At 74.4% G+C, this 24,435-nt stretch carries 17 protein-coding genes, 2 tRNA genes, 1 other RNA gene and 4 pseudogenes; 10 read left to right on the forward strand and 14 right to left on the reverse strand.

Annotation, left to right across the window (positions count from 1 at the left end; all coding sequences use genetic code 11):
* Positions 1–47: 47 nt before the first annotated feature.
* The gene (locus G446_RS0104715) at positions 48–1,697 is read right to left on the reverse strand and encodes an ABC transporter substrate-binding protein (RefSeq protein WP_026409278.1); all 1,650 of its coding nucleotides are present in this window, start codon (positions 1,695–1,697) and stop codon (positions 48–50) included.
* Positions 1,698–1,885: 188 nt separating this feature from the next.
* Here G446_RS0104715 and G446_RS0104720 point away from each other — a divergent pair, with 188 nt between their 5' ends.
* Together G446_RS0104720 and G446_RS0104725 are read left to right on the forward strand one after the other, a co-directional pair.
* Positions 1,886–2,611: a FadR/GntR family transcriptional regulator gene (locus G446_RS0104720; protein ID WP_026409279.1), complete on the forward strand. Its 726-nt coding sequence runs from the start codon at positions 1,886–1,888 to the stop codon at positions 2,609–2,611.
* A 170-nt stretch (positions 2,612–2,781) separates the two neighbouring features.
* Positions 2,782–4,764 carry a solute carrier family 23 protein gene (locus G446_RS0104725; protein ID WP_026409280.1) on the forward strand — a complete coding sequence of 661 codons (1,983 nt, stop codon included), beginning with the start codon at positions 2,782–2,784 and terminating at the stop codon, positions 4,762–4,764.
* Between the two features lie 731 nt (positions 4,765–5,495).
* Here G446_RS0104725 and ssrA read toward each other — a convergent pair.
* Positions 5,496–5,866: a transfer-messenger RNA gene (gene ssrA, locus G446_RS19160) on the reverse strand.
* A gap of 208 nt (positions 5,867–6,074) precedes the next feature.
* Between ssrA and G446_RS0104730 the strand changes: the two genes are divergently transcribed.
* Complete coding sequence (locus tag G446_RS0104730; protein ID WP_026409281.1) at positions 6,075–7,049, forward strand: aldo/keto reductase; 975 nt, start codon at positions 6,075–6,077, stop codon at positions 7,047–7,049.
* Positions 7,050–7,100: 51 nt separating this feature from the next.
* Here the strand turns inward: G446_RS0104730 and smpB are convergent, their stop codons facing one another.
* The 4 genes from smpB to ftsE all read right to left on the reverse strand — a co-directional run bounded on the left by smpB (position 7,101) and on the right by ftsE (position 10,772).
* Complete coding sequence (gene smpB / locus G446_RS0104735; RefSeq protein ID WP_026409282.1) at positions 7,101–7,631, reverse strand: SsrA-binding protein SmpB; 531 nt, start codon at positions 7,629–7,631, stop codon at positions 7,101–7,103.
* Positions 7,632–7,758: 127 nt separating this feature from the next.
* Complete coding sequence (locus tag G446_RS0104740) at positions 7,759–9,144, reverse strand: M23 family metallopeptidase (protein ID WP_084779000.1); 1,386 nt, start codon at positions 9,142–9,144, stop codon at positions 7,759–7,761.
* A gap of 5 nt (positions 9,145–9,149) precedes the next feature.
* Positions 9,150–10,070: a permease-like cell division protein FtsX gene (gene ftsX / locus G446_RS0104745; RefSeq protein WP_026409284.1), complete on the reverse strand. Its 921-nt coding sequence runs from the start codon at positions 10,068–10,070 to the stop codon at positions 9,150–9,152.
* Between the two features lie 12 nt (positions 10,071–10,082).
* Positions 10,083–10,772, reverse strand: coding sequence for a cell division ATP-binding protein FtsE (gene ftsE, locus G446_RS0104750; RefSeq protein WP_026409285.1), 690 nt, complete (start codon positions 10,770–10,772; stop codon positions 10,083–10,085).
* Positions 10,773–10,905: 133 nt separating this feature from the next.
* Here ftsE and G446_RS0104755 point away from each other — a divergent pair, with 133 nt between their 5' ends.
* Positions 10,906–11,382: a TY-Chap domain-containing protein gene (locus G446_RS0104755; protein ID WP_034469165.1), complete on the forward strand. Its 477-nt coding sequence runs from the start codon at positions 10,906–10,908 to the stop codon at positions 11,380–11,382.
* 54 nt (positions 11,383–11,436) lie between these two features.
* Here the strand turns inward: G446_RS0104755 and ssb are convergent, their stop codons facing one another.
* The 4 genes from ssb to G446_RS0104775 all read right to left on the reverse strand — a co-directional run bounded on the left by ssb (position 11,437) and on the right by G446_RS0104775 (position 15,552).
* A complete protein-coding gene (gene ssb, locus G446_RS18625; RefSeq protein ID WP_051285657.1) occupies positions 11,437–12,051 on the reverse strand; it encodes a single-stranded DNA-binding protein in 615 nt (204 codons plus the stop codon).
* Positions 12,052–12,256: 205 nt separating this feature from the next.
* Complete coding sequence (locus G446_RS0104765) at positions 12,257–13,789, reverse strand: GTPase (protein WP_084778999.1); 1,533 nt, start codon at positions 13,787–13,789, stop codon at positions 12,257–12,259.
* Positions 13,786–15,402 (reverse strand): GTPase domain-containing protein, encoded by a 1,617-nt coding sequence (locus G446_RS0104770; RefSeq protein WP_026409288.1) that lies wholly within the window; start codon positions 15,400–15,402, stop codon positions 13,786–13,788. The genes G446_RS0104765 and G446_RS0104770 overlap by 4 nt, the downstream gene beginning before the upstream one ends.
* A 77-nt stretch (positions 15,403–15,479) precedes the next feature.
* Positions 15,480–15,552: transfer RNA gene (locus tag G446_RS0104775), tRNA-Arg, on the reverse strand.
* A 266-nt stretch (positions 15,553–15,818) separates the two neighbouring features.
* On the opposite strand from G446_RS0104775, the pseudogene G446_RS21490 reads away from it, so the two are divergent.
* The 5 genes and pseudogenes from G446_RS21490 to G446_RS0104790 form a co-directional block, all read left to right on the forward strand.
* Positions 15,819–16,583, forward strand: a pseudogene (locus G446_RS21490) (FHA domain-containing protein); the annotation flags it as partial.
* Positions 16,584–16,736: 153 nt separating this feature from the next.
* Positions 16,737–17,156: pseudogene (locus G446_RS21495) on the forward strand (ATP-binding cassette domain-containing protein); the annotation flags it as partial.
* 474 nt (positions 17,157–17,630) lie between these two features.
* A pseudogene (locus tag G446_RS21500) lies at positions 17,631–18,458 on the forward strand (ABC transporter permease); the annotation flags it as partial.
* A gap of 108 nt (positions 18,459–18,566) precedes the next feature.
* Positions 18,567–19,172 (forward strand): annotated as a pseudogene (gene orn, locus G446_RS16020) (oligoribonuclease); the annotation flags it as partial.
* A 200-nt stretch (positions 19,173–19,372) separates the two neighbouring features.
* Positions 19,373–19,448 (forward strand) — tRNA-His (locus G446_RS0104790).
* 177 nt (positions 19,449–19,625) lie between these two features.
* On the opposite strand, the gene G446_RS18630 is transcribed toward G446_RS0104790, so the two are convergent.
* Positions 19,626–20,099, reverse strand: coding sequence for a MarR family winged helix-turn-helix transcriptional regulator (locus tag G446_RS18630; RefSeq protein WP_051285658.1), 474 nt, complete (start codon positions 20,097–20,099; stop codon positions 19,626–19,628).
* A 55-nt stretch (positions 20,100–20,154) separates the two neighbouring features.
* Here G446_RS18630 and G446_RS16030 point away from each other — a divergent pair, with 55 nt between their 5' ends.
* Positions 20,155–21,198: an alpha/beta fold hydrolase gene (locus tag G446_RS16030; protein ID WP_051285659.1), complete on the forward strand. Its 1,044-nt coding sequence runs from the start codon at positions 20,155–20,157 to the stop codon at positions 21,196–21,198.
* Here the strand turns inward: G446_RS16030 and G446_RS16035 are convergent.
* Genes G446_RS16035 through G446_RS0104815 form a run of 3 tightly spaced genes read right to left on the reverse strand, consistent with a single transcriptional unit; the run spans position 21,104 to position 24,419 of the window.
* The gene (locus tag G446_RS16035) at positions 21,104–21,919 is read right to left on the reverse strand and encodes a hypothetical protein (protein ID WP_051285660.1); all 816 of its coding nucleotides are present in this window, start codon (positions 21,917–21,919) and stop codon (positions 21,104–21,106) included. The genes G446_RS16030 and G446_RS16035 overlap by 95 nt on opposite strands.
* On the reverse strand, positions 21,916–23,337 hold the full coding sequence (locus tag G446_RS16040) for a vWA domain-containing protein (RefSeq protein WP_051285661.1): 1,422 nt from the start codon (positions 23,335–23,337) through the stop codon (positions 21,916–21,918). Before G446_RS16040 ends, G446_RS16035 begins: the two co-directional genes overlap by 4 nt.
* Positions 23,334–24,419, reverse strand: a complete 1,086-nt coding sequence (locus tag G446_RS0104815) for an AAA family ATPase (protein ID WP_026409290.1) — start codon at positions 24,417–24,419, stop codon at positions 23,334–23,336. Before G446_RS0104815 ends, G446_RS16040 begins: the two co-directional genes overlap by 4 nt.
* Between the last annotated feature and the right edge of the window lie 16 nt (positions 24,420–24,435).

Here is a 24,435-nt window from a genome sequence, read left to right on the forward strand (position 1 = left end):
CGCCGGGCGGGCTCGGTCGCGCCGCGCCCGCCCGGCGCCGGAGGCCCTCAGGCCGCGGTCGAGCCGATGTCCACGAAAGACAGCCCCGTCAGCGCGATCGGCTGGAAGCCGACCAGCGTCTGGGAGTTGTAGGCGGTGGGCGTCTTGCGGTGGAAGATCGGGTAGAGCGGCACCTGCTCGGACAGCAGGTCGAACAGCTCCTGCCACGTGGAGATCTGCGCCTCGCCCTCGAGCTTGACGGCCTCGTCGAGCTTGGTCTGGACCGCGGTGTAGGCCTCGGAGCCCTTCCAGTGCATGCGCTGGTCGGTCCAGGTGTCGCCGGCGTACCACCAGCGCAGGAGCAGGTCGGCGTCGTTGCCGAACACGGAGGGGTCGCCCGGCGCGATGACGACGTCCCAGGCGCCCTGGTCGCCGTCGACGAAGGAGTAGACGTCGGAGGACTTCTTCTCGTCGTAGTTGACGCTCACGCCCAGCGCCTCGAGGTTCTCGCGGATGATGGGGCGCACCGCCGAGAACCAGCCGTGGTCGCTGCACAGGATGTTGATCGTGGTGATGCCGGCCTCCTTGAGCAGCGACTTGGCCTTCTCGACGTCGTAGCCGTAGACGGTCTTCGCCCGCCGGTAGGCGGGGTGGCCCTCCTGGACGAAGCAGGTGGCCGGGGTGGCCAGGGTGCCCATGCCGGTGGAGCAGATCTCCTCGTAGTTCAGGGCGTACAGGATCGCCTGGCGGGCCCTGGCGTCGGAGAGGGTCCGGTTGTTGAACATGGCGAACAGGAGGGAGAAGCCCTGCTGGGCGGCGACCTTGACGGGATCGGACATGGAGGCGAGGTTGGCCACGGGGACCGCGTCGATCGCCTGGACGGCGCCGGAGGTGATCGCGTTGGTGCGCGTGGTGTCGTCGGGCAGGATCTGCCAGGTCATCGTCTTGGCCAGGGCCGGGTGGGAGCCGGTGTACTTGTCGTTGCGCTCGAAGACGATGGTCTGGCTGGCGGCGCCGTTGTCCTTCATGACGTAGGCGCCGGTGCCGACCGGGTTCTTGTCGAAGGCGGCGGGGTCGGCCAGGGCGGCGGCCCTGGGGACGATCTTGACCACGCTCAGGCGCTCGGCGACCAGCGAGTAGGGGTGGGACGTCCTAATGGTGACGGTGCGCTCGTCCTTGGCCTCCACGCCCGCGATGAAGGCGATGAACTGGGCGTAGAGGGACTTGTTGGCGGGGTCGAGGACCCGCTCGAAGGAGAAGACGACGTCCTGGGCGGTCACGGCGGTGCCGTCGGAGAAGACGGCGCCCTCGCGCAGGGCGACCTCGTAGGTGGTGTCGTCGACCTTGACGGGCAGGTCGGCCCCCAGGGCGGCGTAGCACTCGCGCGTGACGGGGTGCAGCTCGGTCAGGCCCTCCATGGTGTGCCAGTTGGCGGCGACGGTCAGCGCCGCCGTCGTCGTCATCGGGTCGTAGCCGGTGGTGCCCAGCTCGTAGGAGATGCCGGCCGTGATGACGCCGTCGGGATTGGAGGCGGCGGCGTTGGCGCTGGGATCGACGCTCGGCCGGGCGCCGGCCGCACCGGAGGCCCCCGCGCTCGTCGTCGAGCCGCTCCCGCCGCCGCAGGCCGCCAGGGCCGCGGCCAGGCCCGCGGCCAGGCCCATGGTGGAGGTGAGCCGGATGAAGTCGCGTCGGGAGGCGCGGGGTGCGATGATCGTCATTGATGATCTCCTGAAGTCGGACGTCTGTTGTCTGACGTTGATAGGATGACTCTAGCACGGGCTCACCGGCCCCCCGCCACCCTCAGAAAGTAACGTTGTGGCAACGACGGCCCCCGGGCCCCCGGGCGCCGGCCCCGAGGGGCCGCGGGACAGAACCGAGCAATGGAGTGATGGTCACGATGACTGCCATGGGATCGAAGCGCGGAACCTACGCCTCCCTCAACGAGGCGCCGACGACGCAGGCCGCCGCGACCATCAACGCGATCAAGGACTACATCCTCCAGACCCACCTCAAACCCGGCGACCCGCTGCCGACCGAGGCCCAGCTGTGCGCCGACCTGGGCGTCTCGCGCTCCTCGGTGCGCGAGGCCGTGCGCACCCTCGTCGCCCTGGACATCGTCCAGGTGCGCCACGGGCACGGCATGTTCGTCGGGCAGGTCTCCATGCGCCCCATGATCGAGTCGCTCGTCTTCCGGGGCCTGCTCAAGCCCGGCGACGACTACCGCAGCCTGCGCGACGTCGTCGAGGTGCGCACCCTGCTCGACTCCGCGCTGGCGGACGAGGTCATCGCCGCCTGGCACGGGCGCCAGGACAGGCGCATCGACGAGGTCGTCATCGAGATGGAGCGCCTGGCCGACGCCGGCTCGACCTTCACCGAGCAGGACCGCCTCTTCCACGCCATGCTCCTCAAGCCCCTGCCCAACCAGCTCTTCCGCCACCTCATCGACGCCTTCTGGTCCGTCCACACCCTCACGGTGCCCATGCTCGGCGCCCCCCGCCCCGAGGACATCAGGCTCACCGCCAACGCCCACCGCGCCATGCTCTCCGCCGCCCGCAAAGGCGACGTCGACGCCTACCGCGCCGCGATCTCCGATCATTACGCGCCGCTGCTGCGGGTCCTGGAGGCCGGCTGAGGGGCGGCCCGCCCCGCGGGAGGCGCCCATGTGAGACGGACCACGGGGCGCCACGGCACGTCCCACCGGCCCGGGCGGATGTGCCCCGCGGCACAATGTGCCCGTCCGCCTCCGCCGTTCCGACCTTCCACCGCCCCGCACCAGGCAGGGCCCCGAGGAGACCCCAGTTCATGACCCAGGACGCCCGACCCCGGCCCGCAGCCCCGAACACCCCGGCCCGCACCGCGCCCGACCCGGTCGACGCCGTCCCCCCGGCGGGGGCCCTGGCCGTGCTGGGAATCCAGCACGTGCTCGCCTTCTACGCCGGGGCCGTCATTGTGCCCCTGGTCATCTCCCAGGGCCTGAACCTCGACGCCGCCACCACCGTCCACCTCATCAACGCCGACCTGCTGACCTGCGGCATCGCCACCATCATCCAGTCCGCCGGCCTGGGCCCCAGGATCGGCGTGCGCCTGCCCCTCATCCAGGGCGTGACCTTCACCGCCGTGTCCCCGCTCATCGCCATCGGCTTGGCCGCCTCCGGCGGCGCCGGGGGAACCGGGGGCCTGCCCGCCATGTACGGCTCCATCATCGCCGCCGGGATCCTCACCTTCCTCGCCGCCCCCTACTTCGCGCGGCTCCTGCGCTTCTTCCCGCCGGTCGTCACCGGCACGCTGCTGACCGTCATGGGCACCACACTCATGAGCGTGTCCGCCGGGGACATCGTCTCCCCGGGGGCGAACGCGCCCGAGGGGGCCTCCGAGGCGCTCGCGGGCTCCCTGACGCTCAAGGGCCTGGGCTACGCGCTGCTGACCATCGCCCTCATCGTCGCCGTCCAGCGCATCTTCAAGGGATTCATCGCCACCATCTCTGTGCTCATCGGCCTGGTCGCGGCCACCGGCGCAGCCGCCGCCCTGGGCGACGTGGACTTCTCCGGCGTGGCCGCCGCCGCCCCGCTGGGGGTGACCACGCCCTTCTACTTCGGCGTCCCGCGCCTGTCCGCCGCGGGGATCGCGTCCATGGTCATCGTCATGGCGGTCACCGCCGTGGAGACCACCGGCGACGTCTTCGCCACCGGCGAGGTGGTCGGCAGGCGCATCACCCCCGGGCACATCGCCGCCGCCCTGCGGGCCGACGGGCTGTCGACCCTGCTGGGCGGGATCCTCAACTCCTTCCCCTACACCTGCTTCGCCCAGAACGTCGGGCTCGTGCGGCTCACGCGCGTGCGCTCGCGCTGGGTGGTCACCGCGGCCGGGGCCATGATGATCGTCCTGGGGCTGGTGCCCAAGGCGGGCGCCGTCGTCGCCGCCATCCCCTCCCCCGTCATCGGCGGGGCGAGCCTGGCCATGTTCGCCTCGGTCGCCGTCGTGGGCATCCAGACCCTCGGCAAGGTCGATATGAGGGACAACCGCAACGCCGTCATCGTCTCGACCTCGCTCGGGCTGGCGCTGCTGGTGACCTTCAAGCCGGACATCGCCGCCGCCATGCCCGGCTGGCTGCGGATCATCTTCGGCTCGGGCGTGACCATCGGGGCGCTGAGCGCCGTGATCCTCAACCTGCTCTTCTTCCACGTGGGCCGCCAGGGGGGCGCCGACGTCGCCGTCGTCGCCGGGCGCGCCGTGAGCCTGGAGGAGGTCGGCGCCATGGGGCGCGAGCAGTTCGTGACGACCTTCTCGCGCCTGTACGAGGGCGCCGCCTGGCCCGCCGAGCGCGTGTGGGACTCGCGCCCCTTCGCCTCCACGACGGCGCTGCGCCAGGCCTTCGAGGACGAGGTCCTGGCCGCCGCGCCGGAGGAGCAGGAGGCGCTCGTGCGCGGCTACACCGACGTCGTCGACCTGCTGCTGTCCGACGCCGGTGACGAGCGGGCCCGGCTGGAGACCGCGTCCCTCGCCCTGGGGGAGTTCGACGACGCCGAGGCGGCCGAACTGCGGGCCCTGGACGGGGCCTACCGCGAGAAGTTCGACCGGCCGCTGGTCATGTGCGTGGCCCGCATCGCCGACCGCCGCCGGCTCATCGCCCGCGGCTGGGCGCGGGTGCACAGCTCCCCCGCCCGGGAGGCCCGGGCGGCCCTGGGCGAGGTCATCGACATCGCCGACGAGCGCTTCGACGCCATGATCGCCGACGCCAACCCGATCCGCACCGCCTGGGCGCGCAAATTCGAGCAGCTGGACTGAGCCCCGCCGCCTCTTTCACCGAAACCGGCGGAAAAGACGCGCGAGACCGGCGAAACCGCACACGAAACCGGCGGAAGTCGCGCGTGCCGCGATCCGGCCCCGGCCAGCGGCGCCCGCCCCCCGCCCCGGCGTCCCGACGCCCCCGGCCGATTCACGAGATCGTCACTTAACCCGCGAGCACGTCTGCTAGAGGTACGTGCTCGCGGGTTAAGTGACGATCTCGCGGGTTAAGTGACGTGCTCGCGAACCGGTCTCGCCCCCGCGGACGGCCAGGACCACGGCGCCGACCCCGCCCCGGAGCACCCCGGTGACCCGGTGAGAAGGGCTCACTGCGCCCCATGGGAGCGGACCCATCACCATATCGCTCCCCCGGAAACGCGCGCAGACGCCCGCTGAATAACCTTCCGGGAATACTGTGAATCTGTCCCCATGCGCCTGCAGGCGCGTGATGCTTCCCGAGCCTGGCCTTTAGAGGCGGCGGAAAGGGCCGTTCCCGGGGGCCGGCACGGCGACGGCCTCCAGGGCCACTGGACAAGAGCCCCGACGAGCGCGGCCGCACGACCGCCGGACCGCCCCGCTGCGGAGTCGACGCCGTCGAACCCCGAGTCGATGTCATGGCGGCACGGCGAAGCGCCCGCGGAGCCGGGTGAACCGGCCGCGCGGGCGCGAACTCAACGCCGTTCCGCGAGCCCGCGCCGGGGCGGGACGCCTCGTGGAGCAGCGCGCACGAGTGGTGGAGATGGGGGGAATCGAACCCCCGTCCGACGGTGGTGCAACAGGACTTCTCCGGGTGCAGTTCGCTTATGATTTTCTCAGCCCCGGCGTCTCACGCGAACAAGAACGCCGACGGGCTCAGTCACCTAGATGTTCCGGGATCCCCGATGACGAGGGATCTCAGCAGTGGCTCCCTGGATGACGCCAGGAACCGGGGCGGAAGCAGTCCCCGGGCTGACGGACTTCGGAGCTCGCTCAGGCGGCGAGGGCGAAGTCGGTGCGAGTGTTATCGGCACCTATTGGTTCGCGCAGGGCGTTGACGAGATGACTGCGCATCCTCGACCCGCTTCTCCTGAACCCACGACCGTCGTCGAAACCGATCATCCCCTGTGGAGTTGTCCGCCCCGCCGTCGCGGCGGGACCGGAAACGCGCCCCGTCGAGGGGCGAGAGGGAGTGTACCAGAGCCCCGCCCCGCCGTCACCCCCGCCCCGGCGGCCGCCGGGCGTGATGCGCAGAACCGACCTGAACGCCGTCGGCCTGCGAAGATGGGCGCGGGGCGGATCGCACCGACGGGACCGCGACACGAGGAGGACTCATGGAGACCCGGGCACTGACCGCGCTGGACCGGCGGATCGCGGTGATCGGCACCGGCACCTGGCAGCTGGGACTCGACCAGGGCGAGGTCGCCCCCGAGACGGCCGCCGCCGCGCTGGAGGCCGCCGTCGACGCCGGCGTCACCCTCATCGACACCGCCGACGTCTACGGCGAGGGGCGCTCGGAGCGCTTCGTCGGCCGGTTCCTCGCCGCCCATCCCGACGCCGGCCTCACCATCGCCACCAAGATGGGGCGACGGGCGGCGCAGACCCCCGAGAGCTACACCCGGGAGGGCTTCCTGGCGTGGAACGACCGCTCCCGCGCCAACCTCGGGGTCGAGAGCATCGACCTCGTCCAACTGCACTGCCCGCCCGGCCCGGTCATCGAGGCGCCCCGCACCTGGCAGTGGCTCGACGAGATGGTCGAGGCCGACCGCATCCGCGCCTACGGCGTGAGCGTGCAGACCTGCGAGCAGGCGCTCGAGGCCATCGGCCACCCGGGCTGCGCGAGCGTGGAGCTGATCGTCAACGTCTTCAGGCAGCGGCCGCTCGAGGCCGTCCTGCCGGCCGCGCGCGCCGCGGGCACCGCCGTGATCGCCCGGACGCCCCTCCCCGAGGGCCTGCTGACCCACAACCGCCGTCGCAATGCCCAGTCCCTGCCGCGCCCCGAGGACGCGCCCGACCTCGGGCGGATCTTCACCGTCGTGCCCGGGGATGCAGGCGCCCGGGCCGCGCGCGAGCTCGCCCGCCTGTGCCGCGAGCTCGGGCCCGAGCACGTGCAGCCGGTCCAGGTGGCGCTGCGGTGGCTGATCGAGCAGGAGGGGATCACGTGCATCCTGCCCGATGCGCGCAGCGCGCACCAGGTGCGCTTCAATATCGAGGCGGCCGGGATTGCGCCTCTGGGCGCCGAGATGCACGCCGCGCTGGCCGAGCTCTACGACCGGATCATCCGCCCCTACGTCCACGACCGCTGGTGACCGCCGGCCGGGGGCGGCGGCCGCAGCCCCGACGGCGGTCGGCGGTCCGGCTCAGCCCCGACGGCGGTTGGCGGCGGCCACGGCCCGGGCCGCCTCGCGCCTGTCCTGGGCCTCGCGCAGGGCCTGGCGCTTGTCCCAGTCCTGCTTGCCCCGGGCCAGGGCGATCTCCAGCTTGGCCCGCCCGCCGATGAAGTACAGCTCGAGCGGGACGATCGTGTACCCCTTGGCCCGCACCTTGACCGCCAGGCGCTCGAGCTCGGCGCGGTGGAGCAGCAGCTTGCGCTTGCGGCGCGGGGCGTGGTTGTTCCAGGTGCCCTGGAGGTACTCGGGGATGTGCGCGCCCTGGAGCCAGGCCTCGCCGCGGCGGTCGACCTCGATCCACGCCTCGGTCAGCGAGGCCCGCCCCATCCGCAGGGCCTTGACCTCGGTCCCCGTCAGCGACAGGCCCGCCTCGTAGCGGTCCTCGATGAAGTAGTCGTGGGCGGCCCTGCGGTTGCGGGCGACGGTCCTGCGGGCGTCGGAGGCGGCCTTGGCCCGCTCCCCCGCGGTGGGCTTCCTCTCTCCTCTGGGCCTGGCGGCCATGGGCGTCTCCTCTCCTGGTCTGTCCCGGTCCCGGCGCGGCGCGCGGCGCGGGCCCCAGCCTACGCGGCGGCGCGCCGCGGCGCCGAACCCGGCCCGGCCAGGACCCGGCCACCCGGCGGCCCCGGGCCTAGAACCCCGGCAGGGTCATGGGGTCGATGTAGACGCCGTCCTGGGCCACCTGGAAGTGGACGTGGGGGCCGGTGGCGTAGCCGGTCGAGCCGGTGAAGCCGATGACGTCGCCCCGGTTGACGTACTGGCCGTTGGCCACATTGCGCCCCGACAGGTGGCACAGGGTGACGACGTAGGAGTGGCCGTCGACGTAGCCGACGTTGAGGTCCAGGCCGATGCCGCAGGAGGCGGAGTCCCAGTAGGTGACGGTCCCGGCGGCCGAGGCGTACTGGGGCGTGCCCTCCGCGGCCGCGAAGTCGACGCCCTGGTGCCCGGTGCTCACGCCGGTGACGGGGTGGACGCGCCACCCGAAGGGGGAGGTGACGACGAGCCCGCCGGTGATGGGGTGGCCGATGTAGCCCGAGCCGAGGGAGTCGGCGGCGACGGTCGCCGAGGAGACGCCGGTCTGTCCGGCGTCGTAGGCGGCGCGGTTGGCGGCGTCGATCTCGGCGATGCGCGCCGCGGCGGCCTCGGCGTCCGCCGCGCTCTGGCGCAGCTGCTCCTCCAGGTCGCCCTTGCGGGCCTCCAGGTCGGAGGCGGCCGCGGCGGCCTTCGTTTCGAGGTCGGCGACCTCGTCCCGCTTGGTCTGCGCCGCGTCCGCGGCCTCCTGGGCCTCCTGCTCGGCGGCGTCGGCCTCATCCTTGAGGGTGGAGACCCGCTGCGTCACCGCGTTCTGGCGGGCCCTGCGGTTGGCGTCGCGCGCCCGCTGCGCCTCGGCGGAGGCCAGGGCCGACTCCTGCATGCCGGAGGCGATCGCCATGGTCGAGGCCCGATCGCTCAGGTCCTCCACGGAGTCGGAGGCCAGCACGTAGGTCCAGGAGGTGAACGTGGTGTCGCCCTGGTAGGCGGAGACGACCATGGAGGCGACCGAGTCGCTGTGCTCCTGGGCGTTCTGGGCGGATTGATCGGCCTCGTCGGTCAGGTCGTCCAGGTCGGCCTGGGCGACCGACAGGCGGTCGGCCGCCGTCTGCTGCTCGCGCTGCTTCTGCGCGAGGGTGTCCTCGGCGGCCGTCAGCTCCGCCTCGGCGGTGCCCAGCGCGGTCCGCGCGTCCTGCAGATCGAGGTAGGCCTGCCCGAGCTCGGCCGAGACCCCCTCCAGGGAGGCCGTGAGCTCGGCCTGGTGCTGCTGGGCCTGCTCCTGCGCGTCGACGGCGTCGGAGCGGTCATCGGCCGCCGCGGGCCAGGTGGACGCCGCCAGGGGCGCCGTGCCCAGCGCCGCGGCCGCCAGCACGACGGCGACGGCGCGCCACCGCCGACGTCGCCGGGACGGCCCGCCGGGCGCGGCGGACGGCCGGGACCCGCCCGGGCGGGGCAGGATCCGGGCGGCGGGGAGCGGGGTGGCCATGGGGATCACACCTTCGTGTACTTCGACAGCGAGAAGGCGGAGGACGCCGCCGCCAGGACGATCGCGGCGAGCAGGAGCCAGGGGGTCAGGCGCAGCACGTCCGTGGTTCTGATGAAGGCGGAGGTGAAGCTGATCGACCTCGCCAGCCACCCCTGGACGAGGTAGTGGACCCCCGCCCACAGCGTGGCCACGGCGAGGATCGCCCCCAGGAGGGCGGCGATCACCCCCTCGAGTATGAAGGGCAGCTGGATGAAGAGGTTGGAGGCCCCGACCAGCCGCATGATGCCGGTCTCCTTGGAACGGTTCATCGCCGACAGCCGGATGGTGGTGGTGATGAGCAGGACGGCGGCCAGGGCCATAATGGCGGCCAAGCCCCCGGTGACCCACGAGGCCCGGTTCATCACCAGGAAGAGCGGCTCCAGGGTGGCGCGCTGGTCGACGACGCGCTCGACGCCGGCGCGCCCGGTGAACTGCTCGGCCACCGCCTGGTACTGCGTGGGATCCACGAGCTTGATGCGGAAGGAGATCGGCATCATGTCCTCGGTGGCGATGCGGCCCAGGGCCTGATCCCCGAAGGCCTTCTGGAACCTGGCGAAGGCCTCCGCCTTGGACTCGATCGTGTAGCTCTTGACGAAGGGGGCCAGGGAGCCGGAGTCGATGAGGGCCGCGACGGCGGCGATCTGCTCCTGGGTGGCCTCCCCGTTCTCGATGCACACGGCCGAGGAGGAGTCCGACGGGCACATGTAGACGCTGACCTCGATCTTGTCGTACCACTCGCCCTTCATGGCGGCGATCTGCGACTGCAGGAGGGAGGAGGCGCCGACGAAGAGCAGCGAGACGAAGGAGACGAGGACGACCGAGATCGTCATCGCCAGGTTGCGGGTCAGGCCCTTGAAGGTCTCGGAGGTGATGAAGCGGAATCGCACAGGGGTCCTCCTTCAGCGGTCCGAGCCGTAGACGCCGCGGGCCTGGTCGCGCACGACCGCGCCGGACTTGAGCTCGATGACGCGTTTGCGCATCTGGTCGACGATCTCGTCGTCGTGGGTGGCCATGACGACGGTGGTGCCCTGACGGTTGATGCGGTCCAGCAGGCGCATGATGCCCACCGACGTGGACGGGTCGAGGTTTCCGGTGGGCTCGTCGGCCAGCAGGAGCTTGGGGCGGTTGACCATGGCGCGGGCGATGGCCACGCGCTGCTGCTCGCCGCCCGACAGCTCGTGGGGCTGGCGCTTCTCCTTGCCGGACAGGCCGACGAGGTCGAGGGCCTCGGGCACGGCGGACAGGATGTAATGACGGGGCTTGCCTATGACCTGGGAGGCCAGGGCCACGTTCTCCAGGACCGTCTTGTTCTCCAGCAGGCGGAAGTCCTGGAAGACGAAGCCCATCTCGCGGCGCAGCTGGGGCACCTTCCACGTCGAGACCTGGGACAGGTCGCGGCCCAGGACGTGGACCCGTCCGGAGGTGGGGCGCTCCTCGCGCAGGGTTAGACGCAGGAAGGTCGACTTGCCCGAGCCCGAGGCCCCCACGAGGAAGACGAACTCCTCGCGCTCGATCTCTATGTCGACGTCGTCGAGCGCGGGCCGTGCGCCCCGCTTGTACACCTTGGACACGTGATCGAATCGAATCATGGCCTGATCCCTCCCCTGGCCGATGCGGGTGCGCCGCCGCTCCCGGTTCCCGGCTACCGTAGCCACGCCGGGGTCGAGTACCGCGGCATGACACGCCCGGGCGGGCTGTGGCGCTGCCCGCTAGCGTGTGCCCATGAACCTGGAGGAGCACGTGGATCTGGGCTCCTGGGCCCGCTTCGAGCCGACCCTGGCGGCCTTCCTCGACGGCCCCGCCCGCCCGGACGGGGCCCGCCCGGGGGCGACCCTCCTGCTCACGGCCCCGGCGCCGGTCGTGGGCGGGGGATCCGCCCCGGCCCCCGCGGGCCTGCTGGCCCGGCTGCGCCGGCGCCGCGCCGGGCCCGCCTCCCCGCATCCGCCCGGGATGGCGCTCACCGGGAGGGCCGACGGCGTCGAGATCGTCCTGCCCGTCCTCGACGCGCGGGGCGGGGCGCTGCTGGGTCCGGAGCAGGTCGACTCGCTGCGGGCGCTGGGCTGGCGGATGCGCGCCGGCGCGCTCGCCCGGCTGCTGCCCGACGGCGAGGCGGCCGCCGCGATCGCCGTGCGCGTCCTCATCGAGGTGCTGCGCGTGGCCCACCCGGCCGATCTGGACCACCGGGCGCCGGGTGGGTGAGCCGGGCGCCGGCCGGGGTCCGCGCACCGGCGGCGCGAGCCGAAGTCCGCGGACTCAGGCGTCGGCCAGGACGTAGTCCGGGGCCGGGGCGAGCCGGTCCCGGGGCGGCGAGAACCAGGGCTCGTCGTCGGGCCCGGCGTCCTCGGGCGCGTCCGCTCCGGCGCCCGGGGGCGGCGCGCTCCCGGGGCCCTCCGGCGGGGTCCGCGTCCCGGCGCCCTCGGGCGCGTCCGCCCCGGCGCCCGGGGGCGGCGCGCCCTCCGCCGGGCCGGGGGGCGTGGGGGCGGAGGGCGCCGTGCGGGCGGCGTCGGCGCGCTCGATCTTCATGAAGCGGGTCTCCCCGCGGTTCAGGTCGTGACCGCCGGCGGCGACGGTCAGGACATTGGTGATCATCTCGCCGCGCAGCCGCGAGCTCCAGCTCTCCTGGGTGAAGCGGCCCACGAGGAGGACCGGGTCCCCCTTGCGCAGGCTGCGGGCCAGGTTCTCCGCCAGAGGGCCCCAGGCCTTGGCGGTGAACCAGATGGTCTCCTCGTCCCGCCAGCCCTCGGAGGTGCGGAAGGTCGGGGTGGTGGCGAGGCGGAAGCGGCAGTAGGCGCGGCCCGAGGGGGCGCGCGAGACGACGGGGGTCGTGCCCAGGACGCCCTGGACGACGAGCTCGAGCTGACGGGTCATGGCGGTGCTCCTTCGCATCGGGTGGCGCCGGCGCGGCGCCGGCACCACCCACCGTGCCCCGCGCCGCCGCCGCGCGCGAGCGGGGCCCGTCAGGTCTGGGGACGACCCCGCCGCGGCCCGCGCCTGTGGAGCCCGGCGCACCGCGGCCCGGCGCCGTCGGGCTCCCGCCGGCGCCGGGCCGCGGGCCGACCGCGCACGCCGCGGTTCACAGGCCGACCGCGCGCTGAAGGGCGCGGTGGCGCTCCAGGACCTGCCGGGCGGGCGCGGCCAGTCCGCGCTCGATAATGGACTCCACGCGGGCGCGCACCGCCCCGGCGTAGGTCTCGGCCTCGGCGGCGGCGCGCCGGCGGCGGGCCGACGCCGCCCACCCGGCCAGGGCGATGCCGACCAGGACCAGGAGCGGGGGCGCCACGAGGCTCCCGCCGGTGGCCAGGGCGGCGCCGCCCAGGCCCAGGCCGAGGACGACGGCGAGCAGGCCCCCCCACCAGGCCAGGTCGATGGCCGTCGAGCGCGGGGCCGGGAGCGCGACGGAGCCGACGGCCTCCGCCGTCTGCGCCGCCAGCGCGTCGGCGCCGGCCACGGCGGACTCGATGCTGCGAGCCCAGGCGCGCGGCAGGCCCTGGGTGACGCGCGTGAGCCACCGGGTCCGGGCGGCCGCCACGGCCGCCCCCGCCGGCGGCTCGGGGCGGGCCAGCGCCCCCGGCAGGGCCCGGGCCAGGCCCGTGCGCACCGAGTCGGCCACGGCCCGCGCGCCCGAGGCCTGGATGAGGGACTCGACGACCTCGCCCAGCGGCTCCCTCTCCACCACGATCTCGCCCACCGCCGCCGTGGGCCGCAGCCTCAGGGCGATCGCGTCGAGCTCGGCCGAGGCGGTGCGGGCCGCGTTGGACTCCCGTGAGACCCGGTCGACGAGTATGCGCCGCACGGCGTCGAGGTTGTCCCCCCGCACCGCCGAGACCGGCAGGACGGTGACCCCGGCCAGGCCGTCGGCCACGAGGAGGTTGCCCACGTCCTCCAGCAGGCGGTCCCGGCCCCCCACGGGCAGGGTGTCGATCTGGTTGACCAGGACGAGCATGTCCTCCTGGCGCGCGCCCAGCCCGCGCAGGTAGCCGTCGTGAAGCGCCGAGTCGGCGTACTTCTGCGGATCCAGGACCCACACGAGAACGTCGGTCAGCGGCACGAGGCGGTCCACCTGGAGGGCGTGCGCGGTGGTGACCGAGTCGTAGTCGGGCACGTCGAGCAGGACCAGCCCGGCCAGCTCGTCCTGGTCGTCGGCGTCGAGGAGGGACTCGCGGCGAATGCGGCGCGAGGGGTCGACGCCCAGGAAGGTCAGCAGGGCGTTGGCGTCGTCGCCCCAGGAGCAGGCGGCGGCCCGGGAGGTGGTGGGGCGGCGGGCGCCGACGTCGGCGAACTGCAGCTTGGTCAGGGCGTTGAACAGCGAGGACTTGCCGCTGCCGGTGCCGCCGAAGAGGGCGACGACCGTGTGGTCCACGCCCAGGGCGAGGCGCTCGGCCACCGCGTCCAGGCTCTTGCGGGCGGGCATCCCCAGGGCCGCGGGCACCTCCGTGGGGCAGGAGTCGAGGGCGGCGCGCAGGGCGTTGAGGCGCTCGTCGAGGACGACGGCGGGGCCGGCCACCGGCACCGGGGCGGGTCCCGGCGCGGGGGCGCCCCGGCCGGCGGTCGGGACGGTCGGGCTGGGCGCGCGTCGGCTGCGACGGCGGAGTGCGGACTCGGTCATGCTGCGGCTCCGGGGTGGACGAGTGGGACGAGCTCGCCGGCGCGCAGTCTGAGCGCGGCGGCGAGGGCTGGATCGGGGACCAGGCGCAGGGCGGCGCCCGCGGGCACGGCGGCGTGCAGGGCGCCGGTCAGGACGGTGATGAGCGCGGAGCGGGCGGCGGACACCGGCTCCGTCAGGCCGAGGCGGCGCGCGGAGTCGGCGGCCCCCTCGACCCCGCACGAGGCGGCTATGACCAGGTCGGCCGCACCCCGGGGCTCCAGCCCCCTGATGCCCTTGGACCCGCCGGGGGCGGACGGGGGGTCGGCGCGCACGCGGCCGATCCACTCGTCGACGACCGCCTCGGCGCCGGGGCCGGCGCCGAGCACCCCGTCGACCCTGTCGGCCACGCCCGCCTCCTCCCACACCAGGCGCGCCTGCGCCACGACCGAGGACAGGGCGGCGGACAGCCGGAGGACCAGCGCCTCGCGCAGCTCGACGACCACCTCCTCCAGCGCCCGGCCCCGCGCGGCGGCGGCGCGGCCGAACAGGCCCCGGCGCAGGCGCCCGCCCTGGGCGAGGGAGGCCAGTGCGCCCCCGGTCGAGGCGTGGGAGACCCAGCGCGTGGCGGGCGCGCCGTCGCCGGCCACGCCGCGGGCGACGTCGTCGCGCAGGGCGGCCAGGGGCTCGGTCAGGAGGGCCTGGCCGGCCCTCTCCAGGCGGCGGCCCGCGTCGTCCTGGGCGTCGACGGCGTCGGCCAGACGGTTCAGGTCCGAGCGCAGCCCCGGCCACAGGCTCCGGTCGGTGCGGCGCATGAGGCCCGCGGCGCGGTGGCGGCCGGCCAGCAGGGAGAGCCAGTCGCGCAGCTCGACGACGGAGGACGCCGGCAGCAGGCCCTCGTGGGGTCCGGCGTCGGGGACGACGAAGAAGGGCGACTCGGCCAGGCCCAGCCCCTCCAGGCGGGTCACCAGGTCGCGGCGGACCACCGACAGGATCCTGGCGGGGACGCGGTTGAGGACGACGGCGATCGGGGTGTTGCGCCGGGCGGCCTCCTCCAGGGTCGACCACGGCGTCTGGTCGCCGTAGCGGGCGGCGGTGGTCACGAACAGCCACAGGTCGGTGGCCTCCAGCAGGCGCACGGCGAGGGTGCGGTTGGCCTCGTGGACGGAGTCGAGGTCCGAGGCGTCGACCAGGGCCAGTCCGGCGGGGACGACGTCGGACACGACGGTCAGGCTCACCTCGGAGACCGGATGATCGGCGAGGACCTCGGCGTCCTCGGGGTTGACGACGAGCACGGGCGTGCGGGTCGTGGGGCGCAGGACCCCGGCGTCGGAGACCTCGCGCCCGAGCACGGAGTTGACCAGGGTGGACTTGCCCGCGCCGGTCGAGCCGCCGACGACGACGATCGCCGGGACGTCGGCGTCGGCGAGCCGGGGCAGCACGTGGTCGCGGACCTGCCCGATGAGGCTCGAGCGCAGGCGGCGGGCCTCATCGATGCCCTCGACGGTCAGGGGCAGCTCGAGGCGCTCCAGGTCCCCGACGGTGTCGGTCAGGACGTCGATGAGACGGCCGCGACTGAGCGCGGAGACGGGCACGTCATCGCCGGGCGCGGGCGGCGGGGACGGAGAGGGGGCCATGGGTCCAACCTTAGGGGCGCAATGCGACCGAATCACGTATTGACGTCGCTACGATTCAGCGGTATTGGGGCCACCGGTGCCCCCGGCCGGACTCGAACCGGCAACCTGCGGATTAGAAGGCCGATGCTCTATCCATTGAGCTACGGAGGCGCACGGCCGCCGGGCGGCGGCCGTGGGGGCACGATACCAACACCGGAGCGGGGGCCGGACGCGGGCGCACGGATCGCGCTCCCCATCGTCCGATCGGCCGGCGGCTGACCGCGACGCCCCGACCCCGGTATCGTGACCGCCGGAATCCCCGTGGCCGATCGCCGCCCGTCACAGGAAGGACCGCCGTGACCCCCATCGCGCTCGCCGTACGATCCGGCAACGCCCCCGCCGACCAGCCCCCCCGCGTCTTCACCCAGGAGTTCACGGTGGGCCGCCACCCCAGCTCGGGGATCGTGGTGGCGAACTCCTCGATAGTCTCGGGCACCCACCTGCGGGTCGTGCCGACGCCGCAGGGCTGGCAGATCCATCTCGTCTCGCGCACCAACGGCATGCTGGTCGACGGCGCCCCGAACCGCGGGCCCGTGCTGGTCGCGCGCCCGGTGCGGGTGCAGCTGTCCAACGCCTCCGGGCCGACGTTCCTCTTCATCCCGCAGCCGGCGGGCCCCGCCGCCACTGCGCCGGGCGCCCCCGCCGGCGCGGCCGGCGCGGCGGGGCGGCCCCCGGCCGGACCGGGCCCGGTCCGGCCTCCGGCCGGGGCCGCCCCGCCGTCCGCGCCCTCCGCCGCCGGGAGGACTGCGCCGTGGGGTCCGGGCGCCGGCCCGGCGCCGATGCAGCCCCCGCCCACGGGCCCGGCGCCGGCGCAGCCCTCGCCCGCCGAGCCGCTGTCCGGGCGCACGATGGTGGTGCGCGCCGGTCAGACCTCGGCGCCCTCGGCCGCCTCCGGCCCCGGGTCGCCCGAGGATCTCCTCGACCCGACGGCGCCCGTGGGCCAGCGCCGCACGATCTCCGGGGTGCGCCTGACCCGCTCGGGGACGATCGGCCGCTACCCCGACAACGCCCTGGTCATCGCCGACCCCGCCGTGTCGGGCCACCACGCCCGCGTCGAGATGACCCCGCAGGGCCTGGTCGTCGTCGACAACAATTCCACCAACGGCATCTACGTGGGCGGGCAGCGCGTGCCCCACGTCCTGGTGACCAAGCCCACCGTCATCGGCATGGGCGGGCACTTCGTCGAGGTCAGCCCCGACGGGCTGCTCAAGCTCCAGGAGCGCGGCGGCGAGCTGGTGGCCCGGGACCTGACCTTCTCCGTCAACGACGGCCGGCTCACCCTCCTGGACGGCATCTCCTTCGCCCTGCCCGGCAACGAGCTCCTGGCCGTCGTCGGCCCCTCCGGAGCCGGCAAGTCCACCCTGCTCAAGGCCCTGACCGGTGAGCAGAAGGCCCAGAAGGGCCAGGTCCTCTTCAACGGCATCGACGTGTACGACCACTACGACGTCATGCGCAACAGGATCGGCGTCGTCCCCCAGAACGACGTCATCCACGCCGACCTCACCGTGCGCCAGACCCTCCAGTACGCCGCCGAGCTGCGCTTCGTCAAGGACGTGTCCAAGAAGGAGCGGACCGAGCGCATCGCCGAGGTCCTGGCGGACCTGGACCTGACCGAGCACGTGGACAAGAACGTCAAGAAGCTCTCGGGCGGGCAGCGCAAGCGCGTGTCCACCGCCATCGAGCTGCTGACCAAGCCCGGCCTGCTGTTCCTCGACGAGCCCACCTCCGGCCTGGACCCCCAGCTCGACCGCGACGTCATGGAACTGCTGGCCAGGCTCGCCCACGGCATGCGCGGCTCGGACTCGGGACGCACGGTCATGGTGGTCACCCACAATGAGAACCACATCGACCGGGCCGACAAGGTCCTCATCCTCGCCGCCGGCGGCAAGCCCGTGTACTTCGGGCCGCCGCGCGACGTCATCCCCTACTTCGAGCAGCGCCTGGCGGAGATCTACCAGGGCGGGCGCCTCATCACCCGGGCGCCCCAGGGCGGATTCGCCGACCCCACCGAGATCACCGGCTTCGCCGACGTCTACGCCCTCATCCGCAACCACACCGCCGAGCTGCGCCAGGTCCTGGAGCACACCGTGCCGAGCACGCGCCGCTCGGGCGGGCAGAAGGTGCGCTCCTCGACGGCGGACCTGGACCAGAACCGCAAGCCCCAGCAGTCGGGGGTGCGGCAGGTGTCGACTCTCGTGCGCCGGCACTTCAGGCTCATCCTGGCCAATCCGCCCAACCTGATCTTCATGCTCGTGCTGCCCCTCATCATGGGCGTGCTCACCAAGGCCATCGAGGGCAAGTGGGGCTTCTCCCTCCCCGACTACGCCATGCCCGACTGGAAGCCCACGCCGGAGAATCCCCACCCGACGTACTCCACGCAGGCGCTCACCCTGCTCATCATCCTCGTCACCGGCGCGGCCTTCGCCGGAATGTCGGCGACCATCCGCGAGCTGGTCGACGAGCGCGACATCTTCCTGCGGGAGAAGGCGGTGGGGCTGCGCAGCGGGTCCTACCTGATGGCCAAGACCATTGTGCTGGCGGTGCTGGTGACCGTGCAGTCCAGCCTCATGGTGGGGGTGGCCCTGACCCTCAACGACGGGCCGACGGACGCGGTGCTGCTGGGCGATCCGGCCCTGGAGCTGACCTTCTGCTGCTGGGCGACGGCCTTCACCTGCGGTCTGCTGGGCCTGGCCGTGTCCGCCTACGTGTCCTCCTCCGAGCAGGTCATGCCGGTGCTGGTGGTCACGATCATGGGCCAGCTCGTGCTGGCCGGCGGCGTCATCCCGGTGGCCGGGCGCAAGATCTTCGAGCAGCTGTCCTGGTTCATGCCGGCCCGCTGGGGCTACGCGCTGGCCGCCTCGACGCTCGACATGAACAAGATCGTCCCCTACCGCGAGGACGCGCTGTGGGCCCACACCACCGGGCAGTGGCTGTGGGACCTGGCCCTGCTCATGATCCTGGGCGCGACGTGCCTGCTGGTGTGCTTCATCGGCCTGAGCCGCCGCGGACGGCGCTAAGACCGCCCCCGCGCCGGGCCGCCCGCGGCCCCCGCCGGGAACGGCCGGGCGCCCCCTCGCGCCGCGCCCGCGGCGCCCGGGGATAGACTCCCGCCCGTGAGCAAGCAGATGACGACCTCCGACCCCCTGGTGTGGATCGACTGCGAGATGACCGGCCTGGACCTGAGCGCCGACGCGCTCATCGAGGTCGCCGTCGTGGTCACCGACTACGAGCTGCGCCCGCTGGGCGAGGGCGTCGACGTGCTCATCAGGCCGCCGGCGGCGGCGCTGGAGCGCATGAGCGACTTCGTGCGCGAGATGCACACCGCCTCGGGGCTGCTCGACGAGCTCGCCGACGGCCTGTCCATGCCGCAGGCCCAGAAGGCCGTCCTGGACCACGTGCGATCCCTCGTGCCCGACCCCGGCGTCGCCCAGCTGGCGGGCAACTCGGTGGGCACCGACAAGGCCTTCCTCGCCCGGGACATGCCCGAGCTCATCGACCACCTGCACTACCGGATCGTGGACGTGTCCTCCCTCAAAGAGCTGGCCAAGCGCTGGTACCCGCGCGCCTACTTCCAGTCCCCGGACAAGCGCGGCGGGCACCGCGCCCTGGCCGACATCCTGGAGTCCATCGACGAGCTGCGCTACTACCGGGCCGTGCTCTTCCCCGCCGGGGAGGGGCCGACGTCGGAGGAGTGCCGGGCCGCGGCGGAGGAGATCGCCGCCCACCCCACGGGTGCCCTCCTCCCGGGAACCGGGCGCTCGGACCCGCAGGCGGGGCCCGACGAGGACGCAGGCCGCAGGCCGATTCCGCCGCGCGCCGGCGCCGGAGGGCGTCCCGGTCCCGGCGCCGGCGCGGGGCCGTCCGGCGCGTGACGCAGTGCACGGCGCACGGGTTGGCCCGACCGCCGCGAAGCCGATAAAGTACCGGCTTGGTGGCTGTAGCTCAGCAGGCAGAGCGCTTGGGTGTGGTCCAAGAGGTCGCGGGTTCAAGCCCCGTCAGCCACCCCACGCGCAATGGCCAGGATGCCGACGGGCAAACCGGCCTCCCAACCGCGCTATCACCCGGAGTCCACTCGACGGCGCCGACTCCTGCTCCGCGCCCCGGTCGGTCAGACGACTCGATCGGCACCGGCGCATCGGCGGGTTCTCCCCCTGGACCGTCGGCATCAGCGCCCGGCCCGGCCGTCACCGGCCCTCGGGCGCGGCCGGCGCACCCGCCGGGCGGGCGATGAGCTCAAGCTGGGCGCGCAGGGCCGCTCCCCCGTCCTGCGTGCCGGCGCAGAGCGCCTCGTCGTAGCGTCGCGCCCGCTCGTGGCGGCGCCGCAGCCACCGACGGCCGTCGTCCGTGACGTCCAGGATCCTGCGCCTGCGGTCCGCCGCATCGACGCTCCGGCGCAGCGCCCCCTCGGCCTCGAGCGCCTGGAGGACCGTCACCAGGTCGCTCGGGTCGATCCCCATGGCGGTGGCGAGCTCGATCTGGGAGCAGGGGCCGAGGTGCTCCACCCAGCACAGGGTCGCGTAGTGCGCGAAGCGCAGCGGCTCCCGGCCGAACTCGTCGTGGGCCAGGCGCGCGGAGACGCGGAGGGCGCGCGTGAGCAGGTACGCGGTGCTGTCCGCCAGCGGGGGCGGAAGGCCTCGATCGTCGCGGGCGTCTCCCATGGAGGGAGTCTATCGGGACTTGCGGGGCGCGAACAATTCGTGGGACAGTCCCATCATGTTGGACAACCCCTTCGAGGGACGATACGACCCGCTCCCGCCGGCGCTCGCGAAAAGGGGCTTCGCACAGCACCTCGCCCGGGTCGCCGACGACGTGACCCTCAGCTACGTCCGAGGGCCCGCCCACGGCGAGCCCCTCCTCCTCATCCCCGCCCAGATGGGCACGTGGCTGACCTACGCCCGCATCGCCGCCGAACTCAGCCGCGACTTCGAGGTCCTGGCCGTGGACGTCACCGGGCACGGGGCCTCCAGCTGGACGCCGGGGCGCTACACCTGGGACGCCGTCGGAGCCCACCTCGCCGCCCTCCTGGCCGCGACGCTGGAGGGCCCGGCCCTCGTCGCGGGCAATTCCTCCGGCGGCATCTTCGCCCTGTGGCTCGCGGCGCGCCACCCGGAGGCCGTCAGCGCCATCGTCCTGGAGGACGCCCCCGTCTTCTCCGTCGAGTGGCCCCGCTTCCGGGACCGCGACCGCTTCGTCTACAACGGCCTCGTCCACGCGGTGGAGGTGCTCCAGGCCCCCGACCGCCGCCTGGCCGACTACTTCCGCGGCCAAGAGCTCCCCATCTCGCCCAGGCGCGCCAAGCGATTGCCCGACTGGGTCATCGACCGCATCATCGACCCCGGAGTGCGGCGCTGGGAGCGCCGCCACCCCGGAGAGCCCTCGGGCTTCCAGGCGTGGTGGGCCCCTACGGCCTTCAGGGAGTTCTTCCGCTCCCTGTCCATGTTCGACCCCGACTTCGCCCGCGCCTTCGTCGACGGACGCATGTACGGCGACTTCTCGCACGCCGAGGCCCTGCGCGCCGCCCGGGCCCCGATCCTGCTCATGCACGCGAATTGGCTGCGGATCGAGCCCTACGGCCTGGTCGGCGCCCTCGACGACGACGACGTCGCCCACGTCCTGGAGCTGGCGCCGCGCACCCGGGTCCGGCGCTTCAAGGCCAACCACGTCATCCACCGCGACGACCCGCGCGGCTACATCCGGGCGATCCGGGAGTTCCGGGACTCGCGCTCGCGGGCCCGATCCCCCCGCCGAGCGCCCTGAGCACGGCCGCCCGCTCGGCCGTCGCGCCGTCCGCCCGGGCCCGCAGGGCCTCGTCGGGGGCGAAGCCTGCGACGAGCCAGGAGGCCACATCATCGCGCGGGACGCCCGCGTCCCACCACCGCCGCAGGACGTCGAAGGCATCGACCCCGCCCGCCGCGAGCGCGGCCGCCTCCGCGGGCCGCAGGCCGATGGCGCGCCAGGCGGCGGCGCCGGCGGGGTCGATCCCGGTCGCGGCCCAGGAGGCCGCCTCCTCGCCGCAGCGCCATCCCGCGTCGAGGTAGGCGCGGGCGGTGGCGGCGCGGATGCCGGCGCCGAGCAGCTCGCGCATGGCCTCGGCCTCGTCGTCGGCCAGGGCGTCGGGGCGGCGGGCCCGACGGCCCAGCAGGGTCCGCCACCATCTGCGGGGGCGGGGCCGCTCCCCGGCGAGGTGCCGGTCGGCGGCCTCGGCGCGGCTGTAGCCGAGCTCGTGCCACTGCACGGCGTCGCGGGGCGTCATTCCGGCGCGCAGCATGGGCGGCACGGTGTGCGGGCTCACTCCCGCCGCGCGCCAGGCGGAGGCGTCGGCGGGGGCGTGGACGCCTCCGTCGCGCCAGCGCAGCGCCGCGTCCAGCCGGAAGCCGGCGCCGATCCAGCGGCGCGCCCGCCCGACGTCGAATCCGGCGGCGGTCCACTCGTGGAGGGGCTCGGGCCCCGGGTCGGGCTCGTCGTGGACGACGGTCATGTCCTGCTCCTGGTGACGGCGCCGGCGGACGGCGGGCCCGCCGGCAGGGGGATGGTGCGCGCCCACGCGGGCGGCGGGGCCTGGGCCCGCAGGCCCGGGCCGGGTTCGACCAGGCCGATGACCACGGGCACGGGCGGGCGCCGATCGGGCCAGGGGGTCTGCCCGTCGGTCAGGACGAGGATGAGGTCGGGGCGGGGGCGCAGGGCCAGCGCGGCGCTCATGCCCTCGCGCTGGTCGGTGCCGCCCCCGCCGACCAGTTCGATGTCCTCGACGCGGCGGACGGTCTGGATGCCGTGGGCGCGCCGGTCGCAGCAGATGACGCGCAGGCGGCGCCGCGGTCCGGCGGCGCGGGCGAGGATCTCCGTGATCTCGGTCAGGAAGCCGGTGAGAATGGCCGGGGTGATGGAGCCGGAGGTGTCGACGACGAGCGCGACGTCGGGGTCCGGGCCGACCATCGCGGGCATGACGATCCCGTCGCCGGCCGTCCGGCGCGAGGGGCGGGCGTAGGTGAAGTCCACCCGGCCCGCCGCCCGCCGCACCCCGCGTCGCAGGAGGGCCCCGAGCTCGGCGCGCCAGTCGACGGCGGGGCGCAGCCGCCGGTCCGCCCAGCGCCGCCACCCGCCGGGGACGGTGGCGCGCCGGATCGAGCGGGTCTCGATCTCGCGGGCGACGGCGAGCTCGAGCAGGTCGCGCTCGGTGTCGTCGAGTCCGGGGGCGGGCCCTCCCGCGCCGGGCGGCGCGTCGTCGATCCCGTCGACGGCGCCGCCGCAGTCGATGGGGTCGGCGAGCGGGCGCCCGCCCCTGCGGTGCGCGGCGTCGAGGACCTCGATGAGGGACAGGTACTCCTCGGCCAGCCGTCCGGGGGGAAGCCCCAGGCCGCGGGGCGAGACGACTCCGGCGGGCGTGGTGAGCCCCATGGACTCCAGGTCGTCGTTGACCTCGGCGTCCGCGGCCCGGTTCCACGGGCGCGCCGCCTGCCGCCCGCCCGCGGCGGGCGCCGCTCCCCGCGGGCGGGCGGCCCGACTTGCGGCGGGCGACGTCGGGCTTTCGGGCGGGGCCGGGGCGCGCTCCGCGTGGTGGCGGACGAGGTGGCCGATGTGGTGCAGCATCCACCAGCCGATCTCGGCCACCGGGGTGGCCAGGGCCGTGCCGGGGTCGAGGTGGACGCGCCACCGGGTGTCGGTCGGGAAGGCCCGGAGGGCCGGGTCTGCGACGGGTTCGCCGGTGTCCTCGTCCAGGTGCGCCTCGACGAGGACCGGTTGGAGCGCGAACAGCGCGCGGACCAGGTAGGGCGCCCGGGCGGCCGCCCACAGCCGGGCCCACCCGAAGCGGGCCAGCACCTGCTCGGCGCGGTCGGGGGCGGCCGCCGGGGCGCGCTCCGCGTCGGGGTCGGGGCCCGCGGGGGTCGGGGCGGTCATGGCATGAGTCCCGCCGAGCGCAGGACGGGGGCGAGCTCGGTCATGGCCGCGGGCAGGCGCGCGCCCGGCGGCCTGGCGGCGGCGAGGTCGCGCGCCGAGGCGGCGGCCACGTCCGGCGTCGTGCGGGCGACCCGGGCGATGAGGGTCCAGGCCCGCTCCCACGCGGGGGCGCTCCCGTCGGCGATGACGTGGGCGACGACCGCGCCCAGCAGCGCGTGCAGGTGGTCGGGCCTGCGCGGCAGCGGCGCCGCGGGGTCGTCCAGCAGCTCGCGGGGGTCGGGCAGGTCGAGGGTGCGCAGCCAGGACAGGGCCTCCAGGCCCGCGGCCTCGCCGACCGCGCCCATGATCAGTGCGGCCCTGACCGCCTCGTCGGCGTCGTTGGCGTCGGCGGCGGCGAGGGCGCGCGCCGCCATCTGCCAGGTCCGCGGGCTGGGCCAGGCACGGCCTGCCCGCTCGGGCGAGTCGGGCACGGCCAGCACCAGCTCGGGGCGCACGCGCAGGAACGCCCCGATCCGGGCCGTCGCCGCGGCGATGCGGTCCGGCCCGGGGGCGCGCACCGGGGCGTCGTCGGCGGTGAAGCCGCGGGTGAAGCCCTCGGCCACGTCGGCGGCGGCGATGCGCCAGTCCAGGTGCACGAGCCGGTTGGCCAGGGGCGCCGACAGCTCCCAGCCGTCGGCGGCGATGCCCGGCGGGTTCGCGGCGGCGACGATCCTGATCTCCCGGGGCAGGGCGAGGTCGCCGACGGCGCGCTCGAGCACCACCCGGAGCATGGCGGCCTGCACCGCCGGCGGCGCCGTGGTCAGCTCGTCCAGGAAGAGCAGTCCCGTCCCGGCCGCGGCGAGCCGCCGGGCCCAGCGCGGCGGGGCGAACCGGGTCTCCTCGTCGCGGATGACGGGCAGGCCCGAGAAGTCGCTGGGCTCGCGGATGGAGCCGATGACCGTCTCCACCGGCAGGTCCAGCCGTGCTGCGAGCGCGAGGACCGCGGAGGTCTTCCCCGTTCCCGGCGCGCCCCACAGCAGCACGGGCAGGTTCGCCCCGACCGCCAGCGCCAGGGCCGCGCGCGTCGTCGCGTTGTCGCTCATGGACCGCCTCCCGCCA

Origin of the sequence: Actinomyces dentalis DSM 19115 (assembly GCF_000429225.1) — a bacterium.
GTDB lineage: Bacteria > Actinomycetota > Actinomycetes > Actinomycetales > Actinomycetaceae > Actinomyces > Actinomyces dentalis.

Coding starts and splice junctions, on each gene's coding strand:
- G446_RS0104715 (WP_026409278.1), bottom strand. CDS start 1,697: ATGACGATCATCGCACCCCGCGCCTCCCGACGCGACTTCATCCGGCTC.
- G446_RS0104720 (WP_026409279.1), top strand. CDS start 1,886: ATGGGATCGAAGCGCGGAACCTACGCCTCCCTCAACGAGGCGCCGACG.
- G446_RS0104725 (WP_026409280.1), top strand. CDS start 2,782: ATGACCCAGGACGCCCGACCCCGGCCCGCAGCCCCGAACACCCCGGCC.
- G446_RS0104730 (WP_026409281.1), top strand. CDS start 6,075: ATGGAGACCCGGGCACTGACCGCGCTGGACCGGCGGATCGCGGTGATC.
- smpB (WP_026409282.1), bottom strand. CDS start 7,631: ATGGCCGCCAGGCCCAGAGGAGAGAGGAAGCCCACCGCGGGGGAGCGG.
- G446_RS0104740 (WP_084779000.1), bottom strand. CDS start 9,144: ATGGCCACCCCGCTCCCCGCCGCCCGGATCCTGCCCCGCCCGGGCGGG.
- ftsE (WP_026409285.1), bottom strand. CDS start 10,772: ATGATTCGATTCGATCACGTGTCCAAGGTGTACAAGCGGGGCGCACGG.
- G446_RS0104755 (WP_034469165.1), top strand. CDS start 10,906: ATGAACCTGGAGGAGCACGTGGATCTGGGCTCCTGGGCCCGCTTCGAG.
- ssb (WP_051285657.1), bottom strand. CDS start 12,051: ATGACCCGTCAGCTCGAGCTCGTCGTCCAGGGCGTCCTGGGCACGACC.
- G446_RS0104765 (WP_084778999.1), bottom strand. CDS start 13,789: ATGACCGAGTCCGCACTCCGCCGTCGCAGCCGACGCGCGCCCAGCCCG.
- G446_RS0104770 (WP_026409288.1), bottom strand. CDS start 15,402: ATGGCCCCCTCTCCGTCCCCGCCGCCCGCGCCCGGCGATGACGTGCCC.
- G446_RS18630 (WP_051285658.1), bottom strand. CDS start 20,099: ATGGGAGACGCCCGCGACGATCGAGGCCTTCCGCCCCCGCTGGCGGAC.
- G446_RS16030 (WP_051285659.1), top strand. CDS start 20,155: ATGTTGGACAACCCCTTCGAGGGACGATACGACCCGCTCCCGCCGGCG.
- G446_RS16035 (WP_051285660.1), bottom strand. CDS start 21,919: ATGACCGTCGTCCACGACGAGCCCGACCCGGGGCCCGAGCCCCTCCAC.
- G446_RS16040 (WP_051285661.1), bottom strand. CDS start 23,337: ATGACCGCCCCGACCCCCGCGGGCCCCGACCCCGACGCGGAGCGCGCC.
- G446_RS0104815 (WP_026409290.1), bottom strand. CDS start 24,419: ATGAGCGACAACGCGACGACGCGCGCGGCCCTGGCGCTGGCGGTCGGG.